The organism is Pseudomonas sp. stari2, from assembly GCF_040760005.1.
Lineage (GTDB): Bacteria > Pseudomonadota > Gammaproteobacteria > Pseudomonadales > Pseudomonadaceae > Aquipseudomonas.
In genome coordinates this window covers 3,811,000-3,829,481 of sequence record NZ_CP099760.1, presented here as the reverse complement: position 1 = coordinate 3,829,481, position 18,482 = coordinate 3,811,000, and the positions used below count along the sequence as shown (strand labels likewise).

At 60.7% G+C, this 18,482-nt stretch carries 17 protein-coding genes and 1 pseudogene; 11 read left to right on the top strand and 7 right to left on the bottom strand.

From position 1 onward, the window contains the following. Positions 1-181 precede the first annotated feature (181 nt). On the top strand, positions 182-1,207 hold the full coding sequence (locus tag NH234_RS17275) for a GlxA family transcriptional regulator (RefSeq protein WP_085731847.1): 1,026 nt from the start codon (positions 182-184) through the stop codon (positions 1,205-1,207). Positions 1,208-1,228: 21 nt separating this feature from the next. Here the strand turns inward: NH234_RS17275 and NH234_RS17270 are convergent, their stop codons facing one another. Continuing rightward, positions 1,229-2,290, bottom strand: coding sequence for an alpha/beta fold hydrolase (locus NH234_RS17270; RefSeq protein WP_367253534.1), 1,062 nt, complete (start codon positions 2,288-2,290; stop codon positions 1,229-1,231). Positions 2,291-2,510: 220 nt separating this feature from the next. After that, a complete protein-coding gene (locus tag NH234_RS17265) occupies positions 2,511-2,705 on the bottom strand; it encodes a PLDc N-terminal domain-containing protein (protein WP_085731845.1) in 195 nt (64 codons plus the stop codon). A 159-nt stretch (positions 2,706-2,864) separates the two neighbouring features. Here NH234_RS17265 and NH234_RS17260 point away from each other — a divergent pair, with 159 nt between their 5' ends. From NH234_RS17260 to NH234_RS17250, 3 genes are all read left to right on the top strand, one after another. Next, positions 2,865-3,701, top strand: coding sequence for an AraC family transcriptional regulator (locus NH234_RS17260; RefSeq protein ID WP_367253532.1), 837 nt, complete (start codon positions 2,865-2,867; stop codon positions 3,699-3,701). 51 nt (positions 3,702-3,752) lie between these two features. Beyond that, complete coding sequence (locus NH234_RS17255) at positions 3,753-4,349, top strand: LysE family translocator (protein WP_367253530.1); 597 nt, start codon at positions 3,753-3,755, stop codon at positions 4,347-4,349. Between the two features lie 105 nt (positions 4,350-4,454). Continuing rightward, the gene (locus NH234_RS17250; protein ID WP_367253528.1) at positions 4,455-5,150 is read left to right on the top strand and encodes a tRNA (adenine(22)-N(1))-methyltransferase TrmK; all 696 of its coding nucleotides are present in this window, start codon (positions 4,455-4,457) and stop codon (positions 5,148-5,150) included. Between the two features lie 62 nt (positions 5,151-5,212). On the opposite strand, the gene NH234_RS17245 is transcribed toward NH234_RS17250, so the two are convergent. Further along, a complete protein-coding gene (locus NH234_RS17245; protein ID WP_367253526.1) occupies positions 5,213-5,806 on the bottom strand; it encodes an isochorismatase family protein in 594 nt (197 codons plus the stop codon). 102 nt (positions 5,807-5,908) lie between these two features. Between NH234_RS17245 and NH234_RS17240 the strand changes: the two genes are divergently transcribed. Both NH234_RS17240 and NH234_RS17235 read left to right on the top strand, forming a co-directional pair. Further along, a complete protein-coding gene (locus tag NH234_RS17240) occupies positions 5,909-6,790 on the top strand; it encodes a LysR family transcriptional regulator (protein WP_367253524.1) in 882 nt (293 codons plus the stop codon). A gap of 68 nt (positions 6,791-6,858) precedes the next feature. Continuing rightward, on the top strand, positions 6,859-7,023 hold the full coding sequence (locus NH234_RS17235) for a DUF2986 domain-containing protein (protein ID WP_085731841.1): 165 nt from the start codon (positions 6,859-6,861) through the stop codon (positions 7,021-7,023). A gap of 48 nt (positions 7,024-7,071) precedes the next feature. Here the strand turns inward: NH234_RS17235 and NH234_RS17230 are convergent, their stop codons facing one another. From NH234_RS17230 to NH234_RS17215, 4 genes and pseudogenes are all read right to left on the bottom strand, one after another. Beyond that, the gene (locus NH234_RS17230; RefSeq protein WP_367253522.1) at positions 7,072-7,407 is read right to left on the bottom strand and encodes a DUF190 domain-containing protein; all 336 of its coding nucleotides are present in this window, start codon (positions 7,405-7,407) and stop codon (positions 7,072-7,074) included. A gap of 10 nt (positions 7,408-7,417) precedes the next feature. Then, positions 7,418-7,555: pseudogene (locus NH234_RS17225) on the bottom strand (fluoride efflux transporter CrcB); the annotation flags it as partial. Positions 7,556-7,668: 113 nt separating this feature from the next. Continuing rightward, positions 7,669-9,315: an alkaline phosphatase D family protein gene (locus NH234_RS17220; protein ID WP_367253520.1), complete on the bottom strand. Its 1,647-nt coding sequence runs from the start codon at positions 9,313-9,315 to the stop codon at positions 7,669-7,671. 137 nt (positions 9,316-9,452) lie between these two features. Then, the gene (locus tag NH234_RS17215; RefSeq protein ID WP_367253518.1) at positions 9,453-11,837 is read right to left on the bottom strand and encodes a DUF3772 domain-containing protein; all 2,385 of its coding nucleotides are present in this window, start codon (positions 11,835-11,837) and stop codon (positions 9,453-9,455) included. A gap of 156 nt (positions 11,838-11,993) precedes the next feature. On the opposite strand from NH234_RS17215, the gene NH234_RS17210 reads away from it, so the two are divergent. The 5 genes from NH234_RS17210 to NH234_RS17190 all read left to right on the top strand — a co-directional run bounded on the left by NH234_RS17210 (position 11,994) and on the right by NH234_RS17190 (position 18,437). After that, a complete protein-coding gene (locus NH234_RS17210; RefSeq protein WP_367253516.1) occupies positions 11,994-12,335 on the top strand; it encodes a hypothetical protein in 342 nt (113 codons plus the stop codon). 99 nt (positions 12,336-12,434) lie between these two features. Then, complete coding sequence (locus tag NH234_RS17205) at positions 12,435-13,691, top strand: TolC family protein (protein ID WP_367253514.1); 1,257 nt, start codon at positions 12,435-12,437, stop codon at positions 13,689-13,691. After that, positions 13,688-14,935 carry an efflux RND transporter periplasmic adaptor subunit gene (locus NH234_RS17200; protein WP_367253512.1) on the top strand — a complete coding sequence of 416 codons (1,248 nt, stop codon included), beginning with the start codon at positions 13,688-13,690 and terminating at the stop codon, positions 14,933-14,935. The genes NH234_RS17205 and NH234_RS17200 overlap by 4 nt, the downstream gene beginning before the upstream one ends. Further along, on the top strand, positions 14,932-18,090 hold the full coding sequence (locus NH234_RS17195; RefSeq protein WP_367253510.1) for an efflux RND transporter permease subunit: 3,159 nt from the start codon (positions 14,932-14,934) through the stop codon (positions 18,088-18,090). Before NH234_RS17200 ends, NH234_RS17195 begins: the two co-directional genes overlap by 4 nt. After that, positions 18,087-18,437 (top strand): copper-binding protein, encoded by a 351-nt coding sequence (locus NH234_RS17190; RefSeq protein ID WP_367253509.1) that lies wholly within the window; start codon positions 18,087-18,089, stop codon positions 18,435-18,437. The genes NH234_RS17195 and NH234_RS17190 overlap by 4 nt, the downstream gene beginning before the upstream one ends. Positions 18,438-18,482: the final 45 nt, after the last annotated feature.

Genomic DNA, 18,482 nt, shown 5'->3' with positions numbered 1-18,482 from the left:
CCGGTCGGGCGACTGCAAGAGGAGGCGCGATTTTAAGCCTTGTGCGGCGTTTGCCAAGGTGCCGGGCCTGCGACGTTGGGACGCAGGCCTCAGGCACGGTCGTTTAGGTTTGGGCCCGGTGCATTCATTCCCGAGTATTTTGCCGTCCCGGCGGTTAGCATGGCGGCATAACAAGTAACTGATGGACCGCATCTTGATCGAACGACGTCAATTCAGCGGTGGCATGAAGGGCAAGAACCTTCGCTACCTGAACGAGCCTTCCGCCGGTGCGGGGCGCATGACCCGCACCGGGTTCGTGCTGCTGGAGCATTTTTCCCTGCCGGCCTTTACCCAGGCGCTGGACACCCTTGTCACCGCCAATCTGCTGCGCCCCGGTCTGTTTTCCACGCGCACCTTCGGCCTGAGCGACGGCGAAGTGATCAGCGATCTGGGGCTGGTGATCCGCCCGGATTCACGGCTTGAGGCGAGTGTGTTGCAGGAGCTGGACCTGCTGGTGATCTGCGGCGGTTACCGCACGGAATTGAAGGCCAGCGACGAGTTCATCGGCCTGCTTAAAATGGCCGCCGAGGCGGGAGTGATACTCGCCGGGTTGTGGAACGGCTCATGGTTTCTGGGGCGGGCAGGGGTGCTGGAAGGGTATCGCTGTGCAATTCACCCGGAGCATCGGCCAGCGTTGGCGGAAATCTCCAAAGCGACCCAGGTCAGCAGCGAGCCCTATGTGATCGACCGCGACCGGTTGACGGCATCGAGTCCGTCCGGGGCATTCCACATGGCGCTGGACTGGATCAAGGGTCTGCACGACAAGGCGCTGGTCGAGGGCATTGAAGACATTCTGGCGTTCGAGGAATCGCGTTACCGGCGGATCAAACCCACCGAAAACATCAGCGTCAGCGCGCCGTTGCGCGAAGTGGTGAAGCTGATGGATGCCAACCTCGAAGAACCGCTGGAGCTGGAACAACTGGCGGTGTATGCCGGGCGTTCCCGGCGTCAGCTGGAGCGGCTGTTCAAGGAACAACTGGGCACCACACCGCAGCGTTATTACATGGAATTGCGGATCACCGAGGCCCGGCGTCTGCTGCAACACACCGAGTTGTCCCAAGTGGATGTGCTGGTGGCTTGCGGGTTTGTGTCGCCGAGTCATTTCAGCAAGTGCTACAGCGCCTATTTCGGTTATCGGCCGTCCAAGGAAAAACGGCTCGTCAAATGACGAGCCGTTCGGCGTACTGCTTCAGAGGTGATCGGCGTCGATGATCGCCTTGGCGAAGGTCTGCGGACTTTCCTGCGGCAGGTTGTGGCCGATGCCGCCGTTGATCAGCCGGAATTCGTACTTGCCGGTGAAGCGTTTGGCGTAATCCTCGGGCGCCGGGTGTGGCGCGCCGTTGGCATCGCCTTCCAGGGTGATGGTCGGCACGCTGATCGATGGCGCGGTGGCGAGTTTCTGCTCCAGCGCTTCGTACTGGCTTTCACCCTGCACCAGGCCCAGACGCCAGCGGTAGTTGAACACGGTGATGGCGACGTGATCCGGGTTTTCCAGGGCCTTGGCGCTGCGGTCGAACGTGGCGTCGTCGAGGGCCCATTTTGGTGAGGCGGTCTGCCAGATCAGCTTGGCGAAGTCGTGGGTGTTCTTGGCGTAACCGGCGGCACCACGGTCGGTGGCGAAGTAGAACTGATACCACCATTGCAGCTCGGCCTTGGGCGGCAGCGGGTTCTTGCCGGCGGCCTGATTGCCGATCAGGTAGCCGCTGACTGACACCAGCGCTTTGACTCGCTCCGGCCACAGCGCCGAGACGATATCCGCCGAGCGTGCGCCCCAGTCATAGCCGCCGAGTACGGCTTTTTTGATTTTCAGTGCATCCATGAAATCGATCACGTCACTGGCGAGCGCCGCAGGCTGCCCATTACGCACAGTCTTGTCGGAAAGGAAGTGCGTGTCGCCATAACCCCGGGCGTACGGCATCAGCACCCGATAACCTTTGGCCGCCAGAATCGGTGCGACTTCGTCGTAGCTGTGAATGTCGTACGGCCAGCCGTGCAGGAGAATTACCACCGGGCCATCGGCCGGGCCGGTTTCGGCGTAGGCCACGTCCAGCACACCGGCTTTCACATGTTTCAACGGGCCGAAGGGCAGGTCGGCTTTCACGCTGGCGGCTACGACCTTGACCGGTTCCGGCGCCGCCGATTGCGCGTTGGCGTACGCGCCGAATTGCATCAGGGCGGTGGCGAGAATCGACAGGCCCAGCAGGCGACGACGGGAGTTGCCGGTAGCGGTGGTGTGCAGTGCTTGTTTCATGGTCAGGCTCCTTTGCAATCGACGGGGATGGGGTTCTGGGTGAACCCTTCTGAACTGGATCCCAGTAAAGCCTGCCGGTGTATCCGTGCTGTTTCGGTTTTGCTCCCGAGTTAAGGGCGTGTGTATCAGCAGGCATTGCGTACACAGTGCGATACAAATCCGCCGTCCATGAAAAAGCCCCGAATGATCGGGGCCTGGTTGTATTGCGCTTTTCGCAGATTCAGGCCTGGGTTGCGTGTTTCGGTCCGGCCAGCGCCCAGGCGATCAGTCCCAGTAGTGGTACAAACACGATCAGTACGATCCAGACGCCCTTGTTGCTCGATTTCCCTTCGCTCTTGCGCACTCGGTTGATTGCCCACAGTTCCACGAGCAAAAGAATGATGGCCAGTACGATCCACGTGGTTTCGATTTGCATGAGCTACCTCCTGATGGTCATTCGGTTAGGCGGGCGGTGAAACCGAGGGTTCATTAAATTTGCGTCTCGCCTGCGTCGGGCAACCTGCACAAATCTTCTAAACGCATCGACGTGAAGCGCGGTAACGTAGCGGCTGAACCCGTTTTTCTGGAGCCTTGCGTGGACAAACGCAACTGGATCGACCTGTCCCAGGATGCCGATACCGGCATCGAGTCGATTCGTGCCCATTTCCAGGGGCATGCCTACGATCCGCACTGGCATGACAGTTTTCTGGTGGGTGTCACCGAGCAAGGGGTTCAACAGTTCGATTGCCGGCGGGTGCGGCACTTCAGTACGCCGGGCAAGATCTTCATGCTGGAGCCGGGGGAGATTCACGACGGGCACGCGCCCACCGAGGAAGGCTTTACCTATTCGATGCTCTATCTCGATCCGCATTGGCTGGAGCGCGAGTTGCTGGCGCTGTTCGAGCAGGCGCCGGACAACCGCCAGCTCGGATTCGCCGACACCCTGAGCCAGGATCCGCGTCTGGCCACTTCCATCAATCAAGCCTTTCACGCCTTGCATCACGGCGACCTGCGCATCGTCCGGCAGAGCGCTGTCGACCACTTGCTGGGGGCTTTGACGTCCCACCTCGACTGGCGCAAACGTCAGGCGTTCGATCCACGCTTGCCGCGCGTGGCGCAGGTGGCGCGGGACTACCTGCATGCCCATGCCTTCGAAGACATCGGCCTGGATGATCTGGCCCGGGCCTGCGGGGTTGATCGCTTTCGGCTGACCCGGGCCTTCAAGTCGGCCTTCGGGCTGGCGCCCCATGGTTACTTGATCCAGTTGCGACTGGCCCGGGCCCGGCAGATGCTGGCGCGAGGCGAAACGCCCGCCGACGTCGCCAGTGCGCTGGGGTTTGCCGATCAAAGTCATCTCGGCCGCTGGTTTCGCCGCGCCTATCACCTGACGCCGGCGGACTACCGCAAGCGTTGCTCAAACCTTCCAGACTGAACCCCGAGCAAGCGCGACCATGGACTCTTGTTCTGATCCGGAGTCCATCCCATGGAATCGTTGTTGCCCTTCCTGCTGTTTTCCTTCGTTGCCTCGATCACCCCGGGGCCGACCAATATTCTGGTGATGAGCCACAGTTCGCGGCGCGGGATGGTCGCTACGCTGCCGATCATCTTCGGCGCCTGTGTGTCGGCGGCACTGGTGGTGCTGGTGGTCGGGCTCGGCGTTGGCGAAACATTGCTGCGCTATCCCCGGGTGCAACAGGCAATGGCCTGGGCCGGAGTGCTGTGGCTGAGCTGGCTGGCGTGGCAGATCTTCCGCAGTACGCCGCCGTCCCTTGACCCGGCAACGGCGGGAGAAGAGGGAATTGGTGTTTATGGCGCCGCCGGCCTGCAACTGATCAATCCCAAAGTGTGGATGATGGCGGTGGCGGTGGTGAGCGTGTTTGGCGGAAATGGCGATGAACAGATGCGGATGGTGCTGTTGGCGTTTGTGTTTCTGCTGGTCTGCCTGCCGTGCATGACGGCGTGGGCGGTGCTGGGTGTGGGCAGTGCGCGGTTCTTTGGATCGCCACGGGCATTCAGGCGCATGAATGCCGTGCTGGCGTTTTTGCTGTTGTTGTCGGCGTGGTTGACGGTGTTGGTCTGATCATTGCGCCCGGTCATATAAATTTGAAATACACCGCGCAGCCCCCCAGAATCGCGCCCCGATCCGGCCACTGGTGCCGGACGCTCAATGTAAAAGGGGTTGCGGTTGAACCAACAGACTTTGTCCATGCGCCTGGAGCGTGTCGCTGCGCACGTACCCGCCGGCGCGCGCCTGGCCGATATCGGCTCGGATCACGGCTACCTGCCGGTGGCGTTGATGCGCCGTGGCGCGATCAAGGCAGCGGTGGCGGGGGAGATGGCGTTGACGCCATTTCGCTCGGCTGAACGTACCGTGTGCGAGAACGATCTGCAGCAGCAGATCACCGTGCGTCTGGCCAATGGCTTGATGGCTGTCGAACCGGACGACGGGATCAATGCAATTACGATGTGCGGCATGGGTGGTGAGACCATCCGCGACATTCTCGAAGCTGGCAAAGCGCGCCTGAGCGGCCGTGAACGCCTGATCCTGCAACCCAACGGCGGCGAACAACCGCTGCGCCAATGGTTGATGGACAACGACTACCGGATCCTCTGCGAGGAAGTCCTGCAGGAAAACCGCTTCGACTACGAAATCATCGTCGCCGAGCGCGACGGCCCGGTGACGTACACCGCCGAAGAACTGTACTTCGGCCCGCTGCAATTGCAGGCGCGCAGCCCGGCGTTTGTCAGCAAGTGGCGGCACCGGTTGCGGCACAAGCAACAAACTCTGAACCACTTCGGGCGGGCGCGACACGGGGTTTGCGAGTGCAAAGTGCAGGAACTCACACAGCAGGTGCGGTGGATTACCGACGTGCTGGCCTGAAACGGCGCCTCCATTCGAGCGAGTCCGGGGAGGCGCTATCCCGGACTCACTCGCTGACCGGCTCAGTTGCCAAAAGACTCCATCAATACCTGTACCAGTTCGCCACCCTCTGGCGTCGCCCAGCTTCCCGCCAGTTCGGCAATCAATTGATTGGTGCTGGTCAGTGTGACCCCGGCCTTGTCCATGCGACGCAATGCGATGTCATCGGCCATTTTGGTCGGTGAGGCACCGGCATCGGCGACCACCTGGACTTCATAGCCATCACGCACCAGCGAGACCGCCGGGTAAACGGTGCAAACGTCGTTGGTCACGCCGGCGATGATGAGCTTCCGGCGCCCGGTGGCTTTCACGGCGGCGGCGAAGTGTTCGTCGTCCATCGCATTGACGATGCCGAGGCGCTTGATGCGGCTTGCGAACGCGGTCGGCAGGATCTGCTCAAGCTCGCTCAGAAGCGGGCCTTGTGCGTGTTCTTCCATGCTCGACGTCAACACGACGGGCATTTTCAGAATGCACGCGGCCTTGGCTAGCATCAGGGCGTTGCGCTTGAGTTCTTCAAAGGGCATCGATCTGGCCCAGCCCATGGTGCCGACCTGGTGATCGATCAACAGAAAGGCTGCATTGTCAGCGTTGAAACCTTCGGAAAAGGGTACGTTCATTGCGGTGCTCCTCAACAGTGTCGGGCGCATCTTCAGTCAATTCAAAAACGGGATAAATCCGGTTAAATTGAAATGACTGATCCATAGGTGGAGCAATGGGCGTTGGAATACCTGAATGACATGGCGTTGTTTGTGGAAGTCGTGAAGAAGCGTGGTTTTCGTGGGGCCGCGGAATCGCTGGGCATGCCCAATTCAACGCTTTCCCGACGGATCAGCGGCCTGGAGAAATCCATTGGCCTGCGTCTGTTGCATCGCACCACACGCCGCACCGAACTGACGGAAGCGGGACAGCTTTACTACGAACGCTGCAAGCGGATTGTGGAAGAGGCGCGGCTGGCTCACGAACAGCTGGGCGAGATGCTCGCCCGGCCGAACGGGCTGCTGCGGGCCTCGCTGCCGGTGGATTTTGCCAACATTTATCTGGCACCGCTCATTGCGGAGTTCTCTCGTGAATACCCCGGCATCCACTTCGATTTCGACCTCACACCGCATCAGGCAGACCTGATCAGCGATCCTGTAGACGTGGTCATTCGCATGGGGGAGCCGCCTGACTCAAACCTGATCGCCCGCAAGCTCGCAAGCCTGAAACGCGGTTTCTACGCGTCGCCCGGGTATCTGGATGTCGCCGGGGAACCGGAGCAACCCGCTCAACTGGTGAATCACGAATGCCTGAGAATGCGCGGTCCCGATGCTGACCGCTGGACGCTGACCAGCGAGAAAGGAATCGAGCAAGTGGCTGTCGGTGGGCGATTCGAGGTCAATAGCGTGGGCATGCTTCGGCGTCTGGCTTCTCTGGACCTGGGCATCGCGCTATTACCGGATGGCATCGCAGCGCAGGACGTGGCGAGCGGTTCGTTTCGGCGCGTCTTGCCGCAATGGCAGGCCCCTCCAGTCCCGGTCTATGCGCTGACCGAGACCCGGCTGCTGCCGGCCAAGACCCAACGCTTTATCGAGTTTCTGCGCGAGAGGCTCGATTGTGCTTAACGGATGCGGCGCAACCCGTCCGGTCGAAGCTGATATCATCCACCCACTTTCAAGCCAGGCAAGACACCATGAATCGCCAAAAGAAACTGCAACAACTCTTCAAGGAAAAGTCCAGAAAGGCCAACGCCAAACTGGCGCCGAAAAGCAACAAGCCCAAGTACATCAGCAAGGCTGACCGCTTGAAGATGGAAGCTGAAGCCAGTCAAGAGCCGAGCCTTTCTACTGAAGAATGATGCAGATTCCATAACCCGCATCGTTTTGGTTTTGTCTGCAAGCCGTCACTATGGCGGAGGGCTGCCGGCCTTCTTACCGACAAAGCCCATTTCAATCGGCGTCCTTATGTAAAACACCGAGATGTCTTCCGCCTCCAGCCGTTTGAACAATCGCTCGGTCTCCTCCTCGGTAATCGCCATGCGAATCTCGGTCGGCTGATCCGCCAACTCGAATAAATGCGAGGAATGCAGCCGGCCCGTATGGCCAAAACCCTCGATGCCGGTGGAAAGGGTCGCCCCTCGCAGGCCCATTTCCTTTGCCAGATCGACAATCCAGTCGCCGAGCATCTTTCCTTGATGGCGGCGGTTTTGTTGAGTGAAGAAAATCACCAGAAAACCTTTCATTTCGGTCTCCTTAACGCGTGCCAATCAATTGATAGGACAACAGCCCCATCGCAGTCATTGCGAGCGAGCCGACGACGTGTACCGAAATCGAGCCGAGTGCCCAGAGCAGCCTGCCTTCCTGAATCAAAACAACGGTTTCGGCCGCAAAGCACAAAAGGCACAGCACAAAAGGGGACCAGCACAAAAGGGGACCAGCACAAAAGGGGACAGATTTATTTTCAGAAAATAAATCTGTCCCCTTTTGTGTGCCTTTTGTGTGCGCTATTCCAACTCGATGGTCTTGATGACGGCTTCGCCTTCGGTGCCGCCCGGCCAGCAGAGATCGACGGTTATCGAATCACTGTTTTTCACATGGAAAATGGCGAAGTTCTTGTCTTCCGAATGGCTGAACAGGTGCTCGAACTGGACATTGTCATTACCACTGAGCGTACCGGATTTGGCTATTCCGGCAGAGACAGCCTGCCCGGCGGGCATTCGCGAAATGGCACTAGAAGTGATCTGGTAAACGTTGGCCTGGCGATAGATTTTATGTTGCAACCTGAAGGCGGCAGCACAATGAACATCGCCGCTCAAGAACACCAACGTCCGGCCTTCGGCATCGAAGGCAGCGAATATTTTTTCCAGCAGAAGATTTCTTTCAACATGGTTGGAGGGATGATCCCATTCATCCATGAAGTCGTCCTTGAGGCTGTTAATCAAGGACCCTGCCGTCAATACGATGGATCGCCAGTGAACGACTGGAACGGAACTGACCACAAACACGATTTTTGATTTTTTGACGGGCGGCGTATCCAGCCAGCCTAGAAAGCGTGCAACCTGATCATCTCCAAGCAGTCTGTTCTGGGCTCTTTCAACATCATGATGCCCGCGCAGGTCGAGCACGTAGAATGGGGTTGTCCCCTTGATGAAGTTATAGTCCCAGACGCATTTTTCGGGCGTTTTCAACAACGACCTGACAATGTTGGTGGGAGGATTGTGACTGTGGCCATATTCAAAATAGGCTGTTCTTGCCGCGTTCCACATCGAGTCTATAAGTTGCTGGTCAATGTCGGGGTCGTCTTTCTTGAAGTACCTTGAAAGAATTTCCAGACGCTCCTTGTTGGTTCGCGATCCCCAGCCATCCATGATTTCATGGTCATCCCAAATCATGTATTGAGGCGTTTTCGAAAAGATCTCCTGCATTTGAGGGAAATTCCAGTACACACGGTAATACCAGCGGTAGAGGCTCAGAAGGTAAGCATCAAGGCCCGCGGTGAGCAGCTTTCCGTCTTTTGTAAAAGCCGCGATCAGATCGTCCTTGTTGTTCTGCAGCCATTCCCAGATGTCCGGAAAGTATTTATTTTCCTGGCAGTCCACATAGACCTGATCGCCACCGCCAATGACGAATCTGACTTTTGCGTTGTTGGCTCTGCTGAGAAACAAGGGCCACGCACCATTGCTGTTATTGGCGTTGAACGGGTCATGGCAGCTATAGAATCCGAAGCTGAAATCGGGCATGGATTGCGCCATGGTGGTAAAGGAGTAGATCTTTTGATATCCGATTTCTGTTCTGCGCCACATACTTTTGGACGTAGGCTTCTGACTCATCAAGTAATAGTAGTAGGTGGTGTTCGGTTTCAGATTGGTAATGTCGAAGGTATTGGTCAGATCCGAGTCTTCACTGAACTTGTACGACAGTATGTTTTTGGGGTCGCATCCCTGACCTTTTAGAAACAGCTCAATGGTTTTGCCATCTAGCGTGAACAGGTCCCCGACCAACGCCTTTTCGGACCAGACCAGCGTCCATTCTCCCGCCATATAGACGCGAATCCAGATTCGGGCGCTGTCAGTGCTCACGTGCCCGACGATGCTGGCAGTGCCAAGTTTGTTCACGTCGTATTCGTTGTTCCGCGGATCGACCAAGGCCATGACTTTCTCCATTTTCACTTGGGTTGTCAGGGGAGCTGGAGTTCTGATCGAACACGGCCAACAGCAAACTTCTGACGAATCCCCATGAGGTGAACGATGTGACTATAGATGGTATCGGGCCATTGGGCTGAAGGGCCTCAGCTGCCCGGCTGCGGTGGCTTGGCCAACTCAATCCCCGCCGCCCCCAGCCGCTTGAGAATCTCGAACAACAAATCACTCTTGGTCTTGCCGACAATCCTCGGGCTGTCGACGTAACCCGTCACGGTCAACGTAATGCCATCGGGTGAAAGTTTGCTGAAGCGCACGAACGGCGCCGGTTTGCCGAGGATGGTTTCGTGTTCTTTGTAGGTGTCGAGCAGCAGGCCTTTGACCTGCTCGGGGTCGATATCCAGCGGGAACATCAGCTCCAGCGTCGCCACGCCCTGGGCGCTGCCGCCGAGGGTGACGTTGCGCAGGTTCTGCGAGATCAGTTGCGAGTTGGGCACGATCACGATGGAGCGGTCGCTGAGCTGGATTTCCGTGGCGCGCACGTTGATCCGGCGGATGTCGCCCTCGACGCCGCTGATGCTGATCAGGTCGCCGACCTTGACCGGGCGTTCGGTGAGCAGAATCAGTCCCGAGACAAAGTTCTTCACGATCTCCTGCAGACCGAAACCGATCCCCACCGACAGCGCGCTGACGATCCACGCCAGGTTGGTCCACTGCACGCCCAGCGACGACAGCGTCAGCAGAATCACCACCGCGTAGCCGATGTTGGAAAACAGCGTGCTGAGCGACGCACACATACCGGGGTCCATGTCGGTCTTGGGCAGGAACTCATTGTCGAGCCAGCGGCGCAGGGCACGGATCAGGTAGATACCAATCAATAGCGCCAGCACCGCGTTGAGCAAATGCCCGGGAACGATGTTCAGCTTGCGCAGGCCGGCGCCGCCGAGAATGGTGCCGATGCTGTTGGCCAATTGACCCAGCGTGGTGCCGATGCCGCCCACGAACAGCGTGATCCCCGCCAGCAACAGCAACGCCGCCCGACCCACGCCGGCCAGCAGGGTCGAGGCCTGTTCGAGGCGCCGGTCGCCGACGCCCAGCAGTTGCTTCAAGGCCTTGCCGCTGGAGTGGCGGGGCGAGAAGAAGTATTCGCAGCTGTCCTTGAGCAACTGCATCAGCAGGTAGAAACCGGACAGTACGATAAACGCCCACACCAGTTCATAGGTGATGAACCGCGCCAGCGATACGTAGCCAGCCAGCAACGCGCCGAGTGAAATGACCATCGCCAGCGTGGTCACGGTGTAAATCACCCCGGTCAGGGTGTTGCCCGTCACCTGCGCATCTCCGGCCGCCGCCAGCGCCTTGCGCACCTTGCCGACGCGCATCAGCAGCACGGTGACGATGGCCAATACCACCAGCGCGATGACGCCACGGCCGGTGATCACGATCTGGCTGCTCATGCCGGACGAATTGCCGACCTGCACCGCCGTTACCAGCACCAGCAGCGTCGCGGCCAGGACCCTGGCGAAAGGCTTGAGCGTGAGGGCTACCGGTTCGGCAATCGCCGGCAACCGCCACGACGGGTGCTCGGTGGACAGCAAGGCGCGGCTCAGGCTGGTGATCATCACGCAGGCGTACACGACTTTCTGGAATTCGTCGGAGAACGTCGCCAGCATCGGCGGCAGCGGCACATGCCGGGTGCAGGCGTAATACAGCAGCTCCAGGGCCATCGCGGTGGTTGCCAGTGTCGCCAGCGCCGAGGCGAAAGCCAGCGAACTGCGGCGCAAGCGGCCTTCGGGCATGCGATGAATACACACCCACGCCAGCCAACGGTCGGCGAGCCGTCGGCCCAGGGTCCAGACCATGAAGGACAGCACCACCAGCACGCTGGTGTAGATCCGTTGCCCCGGCTGCCAGGCCTCGTTGCCGGTTTCCTTGATCTGGTCGACGAACATCTGCAGGCGTTGGCGATCGGTAGGATCGGGGTCGACCATCGGCGACCAGAAATCGGGGCTGAGCACGCTGTCGGTACGCAGGGTGAGTTCGCTTTCCAGCAACGTGCGGCGAATGCCGGCGATCTGGGTGATCAGATCGGTAGCGTTCTGCTTGAGCGTGGCCAGATTCTTCAGCGCGGTATCGACCTTGTTCTTCTGCTCGATCAGCGCCGCCCGTTGTGCGGCGATATCGGCCTGTTCGGCGGCTACCGTCTCCGTGGGCGCCGCCCCCAGAACGCCCAGTTGCACGGTCAGTTGTGCCTGTTGCGGCAACAGCGAAGCCGACAGCCGATCAATATCGAGAATGAACGCCTGCACCCGATCCTGCGGGCCTTCGAGCTGATTGTAATTGTTGGCGGACGAGATCTGCTGCTTGAGGCCGTCGAGGCGTTGTTGCAGGGCTTGCAGATCATTCTGGGTCACGCCGGGGAGCGGGGCACCGCTGTCGGCCGCGCCCGGCGCTTCAGCTGCCGACACCATGGCCAGCCCCGGACCGAGCAGGATCAGGGCGACGAACATCAATGACTTCAAGGCGTTGCGCATGGGACTGGCGATTCCGGTTGAACACACAATCAATGAGGTTAGGTGATCGTTCGAGCGCTGCATGATTTTCCGCTGCTAATCCTGGCTTAATGCTCATCCGCTGATATCGCCGGCATCCGATTGTGAATCCCGTTTCTCGCAACTAGACTTCCGGCCATGAAACGCTACCTGCGGTTTTGTCTCGTCTTCCTGATCAGCCTGGCGCTTCCCCTCAGCGGGATGGCGGGCGTGCAGGCACCGACAGAACCCTGCCCGATGCAAGCCATGGGCATGGCGATGATGGATGGCATGGGCATGGATTGCTGCAAGGACATGAAAAGTCCTGCCGACCATGGCACACCCTGCAAGCCAGGCCAGGAGTGCAAGACCGGCGGCGTGCTGCAAGTCGCGATCCTCAAGCCGCCTGTCACCGTGTTTAGCCCCGTGACGCATTCTTTCTTCAGTGATTCCCTGCCCGTAGCGACCCCGTCCGGGGTCTGGCGACCGCCCCGCGTCTGATTCCTGTCTCCCTTGAAAACTCATTCCGCCCCGGCGGAGTGGATTGGCTGTGCGCGTGTTTTACGCCGCGCGCAGCGGACGATCACAGGAATCGTAAACATGAAACTCAAGTGCAATTGCACGGGGTGGCCCATGGTGGTCGGCCTCGCGGCAAGCGTGCTGGCGTGGCCGGGTTTCGCCGCCGCGCTGACACTCGATGAAGCGCTGCGGCTGGCGGAAACCAATGCGCCGTCGCTGAATGCGCAAGATGCAAAGATCCAGGCCGCCAGCAGCGCCGCCATCCCGGCGGGGGAGTTGCCCGATCCGAAACTCGTGCTGGGCGTGCAGAACTATCCCGTGGGCGGTCCGGATCGCTATAGCCTCGACCAGGACTTCATGACCATGCAAATGGTCGGCTGGCGCCAGGAAATGCCCAATGGCGACAAGCGCAAGGCGCGCATCGAAGTCGCCGATGCAGCCATCGAGCGTGCGGCGGCAGAACGTCGCATCGAACGGCTGAAAGTCCGTCAGGCCACCGCGCTGGCATGGATCGGCAGCTATTCGGTGGAGCGCAAACAGGCGCTGCTTCAGGACTTCTACAAGGAGAACCGCCTGCTGAGCGATACCGTGCGGGCGCAGATCGCCGGCGGTCGGGCGCAACCCGCCGACGCTGTAACGCCCAAGCAGGAAGCTGCCCGACTGGCGGAGCAAGAAGACAACCTGACGCTGGAACGCACCCAGGCCCGGGCGGCGCTAAAACGCTGGATCGGCACCGCCGCCAACGACATACCCGAAGGCAACCTGCCGCAATGGTCGGTCGAGCCCGTCACCTTCAATCACCAACTGCAACACCATCCCGAACTGGCCGCGTTTGCGCCCATGACCCGCGAAGCGCAGGCGAAGGTGCAAGAAGCTGTGTCCGAGAAAAAGTCCGATTGGAGCTGGGAAGTGGATTACCAGCACCGTGGCCGCGAATTCGGCGACATGGTCAGCGTGCAGTTTTCCTGGGATCTGCCGCTGTTTCCCGAGACGCGCCAGAACCCGACAATCGCCGCCCGACAAGCCGAGCTCAGCCAACTGGAAGCCGAGCGCGAAGCCCTGTCCCGTGAGCACACCGAGCAATTGGAAAACCAGTTGGCCGACTACGCGCGCCTCGACCGGGCGCTGCTGCGCAGTCAGCAAAGTCTCGTGCCGCTGGCCAAAGAAAAAGTCGACTTGAGTCTGGCCAGTTATCGCGCGGGCAAGGGCGATCTGAACGCGGTGGTCAACGCGCGCCGTGAGCTGATCGAGGCTCGCTTCAAACAGATCGACGTGGAAGAACAGCGCGCACTGACCGCTGCGCGACTGCATTTCGCCTACGGGGAGAGCAGCCTGTGAACCTACCAAAACACAACAGCTTCTGGCTGGCCGGCCTCGCCCTTGCGGTGGGTGTTGCTGCGGGCTACGGCGTGGCTTATCAGCGCATGGCTGGCGAATCCGGTGCGGCAGCGGAGCAGGGCACCGAACCCAAGGCCCTGTACTGGTACGACCCGATGTACCCGCAGCAGAAGTTCGATAAACCGGGCAAGTCGCCCTTCATGGACATGCAACTGGTGCCGCGATACGCCAGCGAAGGCGCAGGCAATGCGACGGTCAGCATCGATCCGGGCCTGACCCAGAATCTGGGGCTGCGCACGGCAACGGTTGTGCGCGGGCGGTTTTCCTCCAGCCTCGACGTGACCGGTGTACTGGCCTTCAACGAGCGCGATGTGGCGGTGATCCAGACTCGCACCAGCGGTTTTGTCGAACGGGTCTATGCCCTGGCACCGGGAGATGTGCTGGCGGCGGGGGCGCCATTGGCGGACATTCTCGTACCGGACTGGGCGGCATCGCAGACCGAGTTTCTGGCCCTCAGGCGCAGCGGCGACCAAGAGCTGATTTCGGCGGCGCGCCAACGCTTGCAACTGACCGGCATGCCATCGAGCCTGATTGCCCAGGTGGAACGCAGCGGCAAGGTTCAGCCGAACCTCACCGTCACCAGCCCGGTGGGCGGCGTGGTACAGGAACTCAATGTGCGCACCGGCATGACCGTGGCGAGCGGCGAGACGCTGGCGCGGATCAATGGTCTGGGAAGCGTATGGCTCGCCGTGGCGGTGCCGGAAGCACAGACCGGTTCCATCACCGAAGGGCAATCCATCGAAGCACGATTGCCGGCGTTTCCCGGCACCGTGTTCAACGGCAAGGTCAGCGCAATTCTGCCGGACACCAGCCCGGACAGCCGCACCCTGCGCGTGCGCGTCGAACTGGCCAACCCCGAGGGTCGCTTGCGTCCGGGAATGACCGTTCAAGTACGGCTGAACCGCTTGACCGGGCAGGACAGCCTGTGGGTGCCGAGCGAAGCGGTGATCCGCACCGGCAAGCGTGCCTTGGTCATGCTGGCCGAGGACGCGGGTCACTATCGCCCGGTGGAGGTACGGCCCGGACAGGAAAGCGACGGCAAAACGGTGATCCTCCAAGGCCTGGAAGAAGGGCAGAAGGTTGTGACTTCCGGCCAGTTCCTGCTCGACTCCGAGGCCAGCCTGAAAGGCATCGTAGCCGCCCCGCTTGAGACGGACGGCCAAGCCTCGGGGCGCCAGCCATGATTGCCGCGCTGATTCGCTGGTCCGTGGCCAACCGTTTTCTGGTGCTGCTGGTGACGCTGTTCGTCACGGGATGGGGTGCGTGGTCGGTGCAGAGCACGCCGATCGATGCACTGCCGGACTTGTCCGATGTGCAGGTGATTATCCGCACGCCGTACCCCGGACAGGCGCCGCAGATCGTCGAGAACCAGGTGACCTATCCGCTGACCACCACCATGCTTTCGGTGCCGGGAGCGAAAACCGTGCGCGGCTATTCGTTTTTCGGTGACAGCTTTGTGTACGTGTTGTTCGAGGATGGCACCGATCAATACTGGGCGCGCTCGCGGGTGCTGGAGTACCTGAGCCAGATTCAGAGTCGTCTGCCGGCCAGTGCCAAACCGGCGTTGGGCCCGGATGCCACCGGGGTCGGCTGGATCTATCAGTACGCGCTGGTGGATCGCAGCGGCCAGCACGATCTGGCGCAGTTGCGGGCGTTGCAGGACTGGTTCCTCAAGTTCGAGCTCAAGACCCTGCCCAACGTCGCCGAAGTCGCCACCCTCGGCGGCATGGTCAAGCAGTATCAGGTACAGCCCGATCCGGTAAAACTGGCCAGCCTCGGCATCACCCTGGCGCAAGTGCGTGAAGCCATCGGCCAGGCCAATCAGGAAACCGGCGGTGCGGTGCTGGAAATGGCCGAAACCGAGTTCATCGTGCGGGCCTCCGGTTACCTGAATTCCCTCGACGACTTCCGGGCGATTCCGCTCAAACTCGGCGCCGGCGGCGTGCCGGTGACACTGGGCGATGTCGCGACGATCCAGACCGGGCCGGACATGCGCCGGGGCATCACCGAGCTGGACGGCCAGGGCGAGACCGTCGGTGGCGTGGTGATCCTGCGCAGCGGCAAGAATGCCCGCGAGACCATCGCGGCGGTCAAGGCCAAACTCGAGGACATGAAAAGCAGCCTGCCGCCCGGCGTGGAAATCGTCACCACCTACGATCGCAGCAAGCTAATCGATCGCGCCGTGGACAACCTCAGCCAAAAACTGCTCGAAGAGTTCATTGTTGTGGCGCTGGTCTGCGGGATCTTCCTCTGGCATTTGCGCTCTTCATTGGTGGCGATCATCTCGTTGCCGGTGGGTGTGCTGATTGCGTTCATCGTCATGCGTCATCAGGGGCTGAACGCCAACATCATGTCACTGGGCGGAATTGCCATCGCCATTGGTGCGATGGTCGATGCCGCCGTGGTGATGATCGAGAACGCGCACAAGAAGATCGAGGCGTGGCACGCCGCCAATCCGGGTGAGGAACTCAAGGGCGAGCGCCATTGGCAGGTGATGACCGACGCGGCGGCGGAGGTCGGGCCGGCGCTGTTTTTCTGCCTGTTGATCATCACGCTGTCGTTCATCCCGGTGTTTACCTTGCAGGCTCAGGAAGGACGGTTGTTCGGCCCGCTGGCGTTCACCAAGACCTACGCCATGGCGGCGGCAGCGGGGTTGTCGGTGACGCTGGTGCCGGTGCTGATGGGCTACTGGATTCGTGGGCGGATTCCGGATGAGCGCCACAATCCGCTCAACCGTTGGCTGATCCGGATCTACCAGCCAGCGCTGGATGCGGTGTTGCGTCGACCGAGGTTAACGCTGGTGATGGCGCTGCTAGTGTTCATAAGTGCGGCGTGGCCGGTTACGCGCCTGGGTGGCGAGTTTCTGCCGCCGCTGGACGAAGGCGATCTGTTGTACATGCCGTCGGCACTGCCGGGGCTGTCGGCGCAGAAAGCTGCGCAATTGCTGCAACAGACTGATCGGCTGATCAAGACCGTGCCCGAGGTCGAGCATGTGTTCGGCAAGGCTGGCCGCGCCGAAACGGCTACCGATCCGGCGCCGCTGGAGATGTTCGAAACCACGATCCAGTTCAAGCCCCACGAGCAATGGCGCCCGGGCATGACCCCGGAAAAACTCGTGGAGGAACTGGACCGCGTGGTGAAAGTGCCGGGGCTGACCAACATCTGGATTCCACCGATCCGCAACCGCATCGACATGCTCGCCACGGGGATCAAAAGTCCCATCGGCGTGAAGGTCGCCGGCAACGATCTGGCCCAGATCGATGCGGTGACCCAGGCCGTCGAGCGTGTGGCCAAAGACGTGCCCGGCGTCAGTTCGGCGCTGGCCGAGCGCCTCACCGGTGGCCGCTACATCGACGTCGATATCGACCGCAACGCCGCCGGCCGCTACGGGCTGAACATCAGTGATGTGCAGTCCATCGTCGCGGGGGCCATCGGCGGCGAAACCGTCGGAGAAACCATTGAGGGACTGGCACGTTTCCCGATCAACATCCGTTACCCGCGAGAGTGGCGCGATTCACCCGGTGCCCTGGAGCAACTGCCGATCTACACGCCTTCGGGCAGTCAGGTCACCCTCGGCATGCTGGCGAAAATCCGGGTCACGGACGGCCCGCCGATGCTCAAGAGCGAAAACGCCCGACCGTCCGGCTGGGTGTACATCGATGTGCGCGGGCGGGACATCGCTTCGGTGGTGGGTGACTTGCGTCGAGCGGTCAGCGAGCAGGTGAAATTGCAGCCCGGCATGAGCTTGAGTTACTCGGGGCAGTTCGAGTTTCTCGAACGGGCCAACGCTCGCCTGAAACTGGTGGTGCCGGCCACGTTGCTGATCATCTTCGTGCTGCTCTACCTGACCTTCGCCCGCTTCGACGAAGCGCTGCTGATCATGGCCACGTTGCCGTTCGCCCTGAGTGGCGGTGCGTGGTTTCTCTATCTGCTGGGCTACAACCTGTCGGTGGCCACCGGAGTCGGCTTCATTGCACTGGCCGGGGTCTCCGCCGAGTTCGGCGTGATCATGCTGCTCTATCTGAAAAACGCCTGGGCCGAACGCGAAGACTTCGGCGATCGCACCGAGCGCGGGCTGGTCGCGGCGATTCGCGAAGGCGCCGTGCAGCGCGTGCGCCCCAAAGCCATGACGGTGGCCGTGATCATTGCCGGTCTGTTGCCGATTCTGCTCGGCAGCGGCGCCGGTAGCGAAGTCATGAGCCGCATCGCCGCGCCCATGGTTGGCGGCATGGTTACCGCGCCTTTGTTGTCTCTGTTCGTCATCCCGGCGGCGTATCGATTGATGCGCCGCCGTCACTTGTCCGTTGAAACCCTCCCACCTGAAGGAAAAACCTCATGAAACTGATCCCGATCACCTTTGCGGGCACGCTGGTAGCGTTCGCACTGACCGCCCACGCCGAGGACATGCCCGGCATGAAGATGGACGACATGCAAGGCATGCAGACGCAGGCCGCCACGCAACAGGCTCCGGCCGCGAATGCCGAGGGCACGATCAAGACAATCGATACCGCGAAGCACACCGTGACCATTGCACATGGCGCCGTTGCGGCGTTGCAGTGGCCGCCGATGACCATGGGCTTTGCGGCGACTCAGGAGCAGTTGTCCGGGTTGGCGGTGGGCGACCGGGTGAAGTTTTCGTTCCGGATGGAGGGCAGCAAGGCAACGCTGGTTTCGATCAGCAAGTAAGGCTGTGACGTAAAAAAAACCGGCGCGAATCATCGCGCCGGTTTT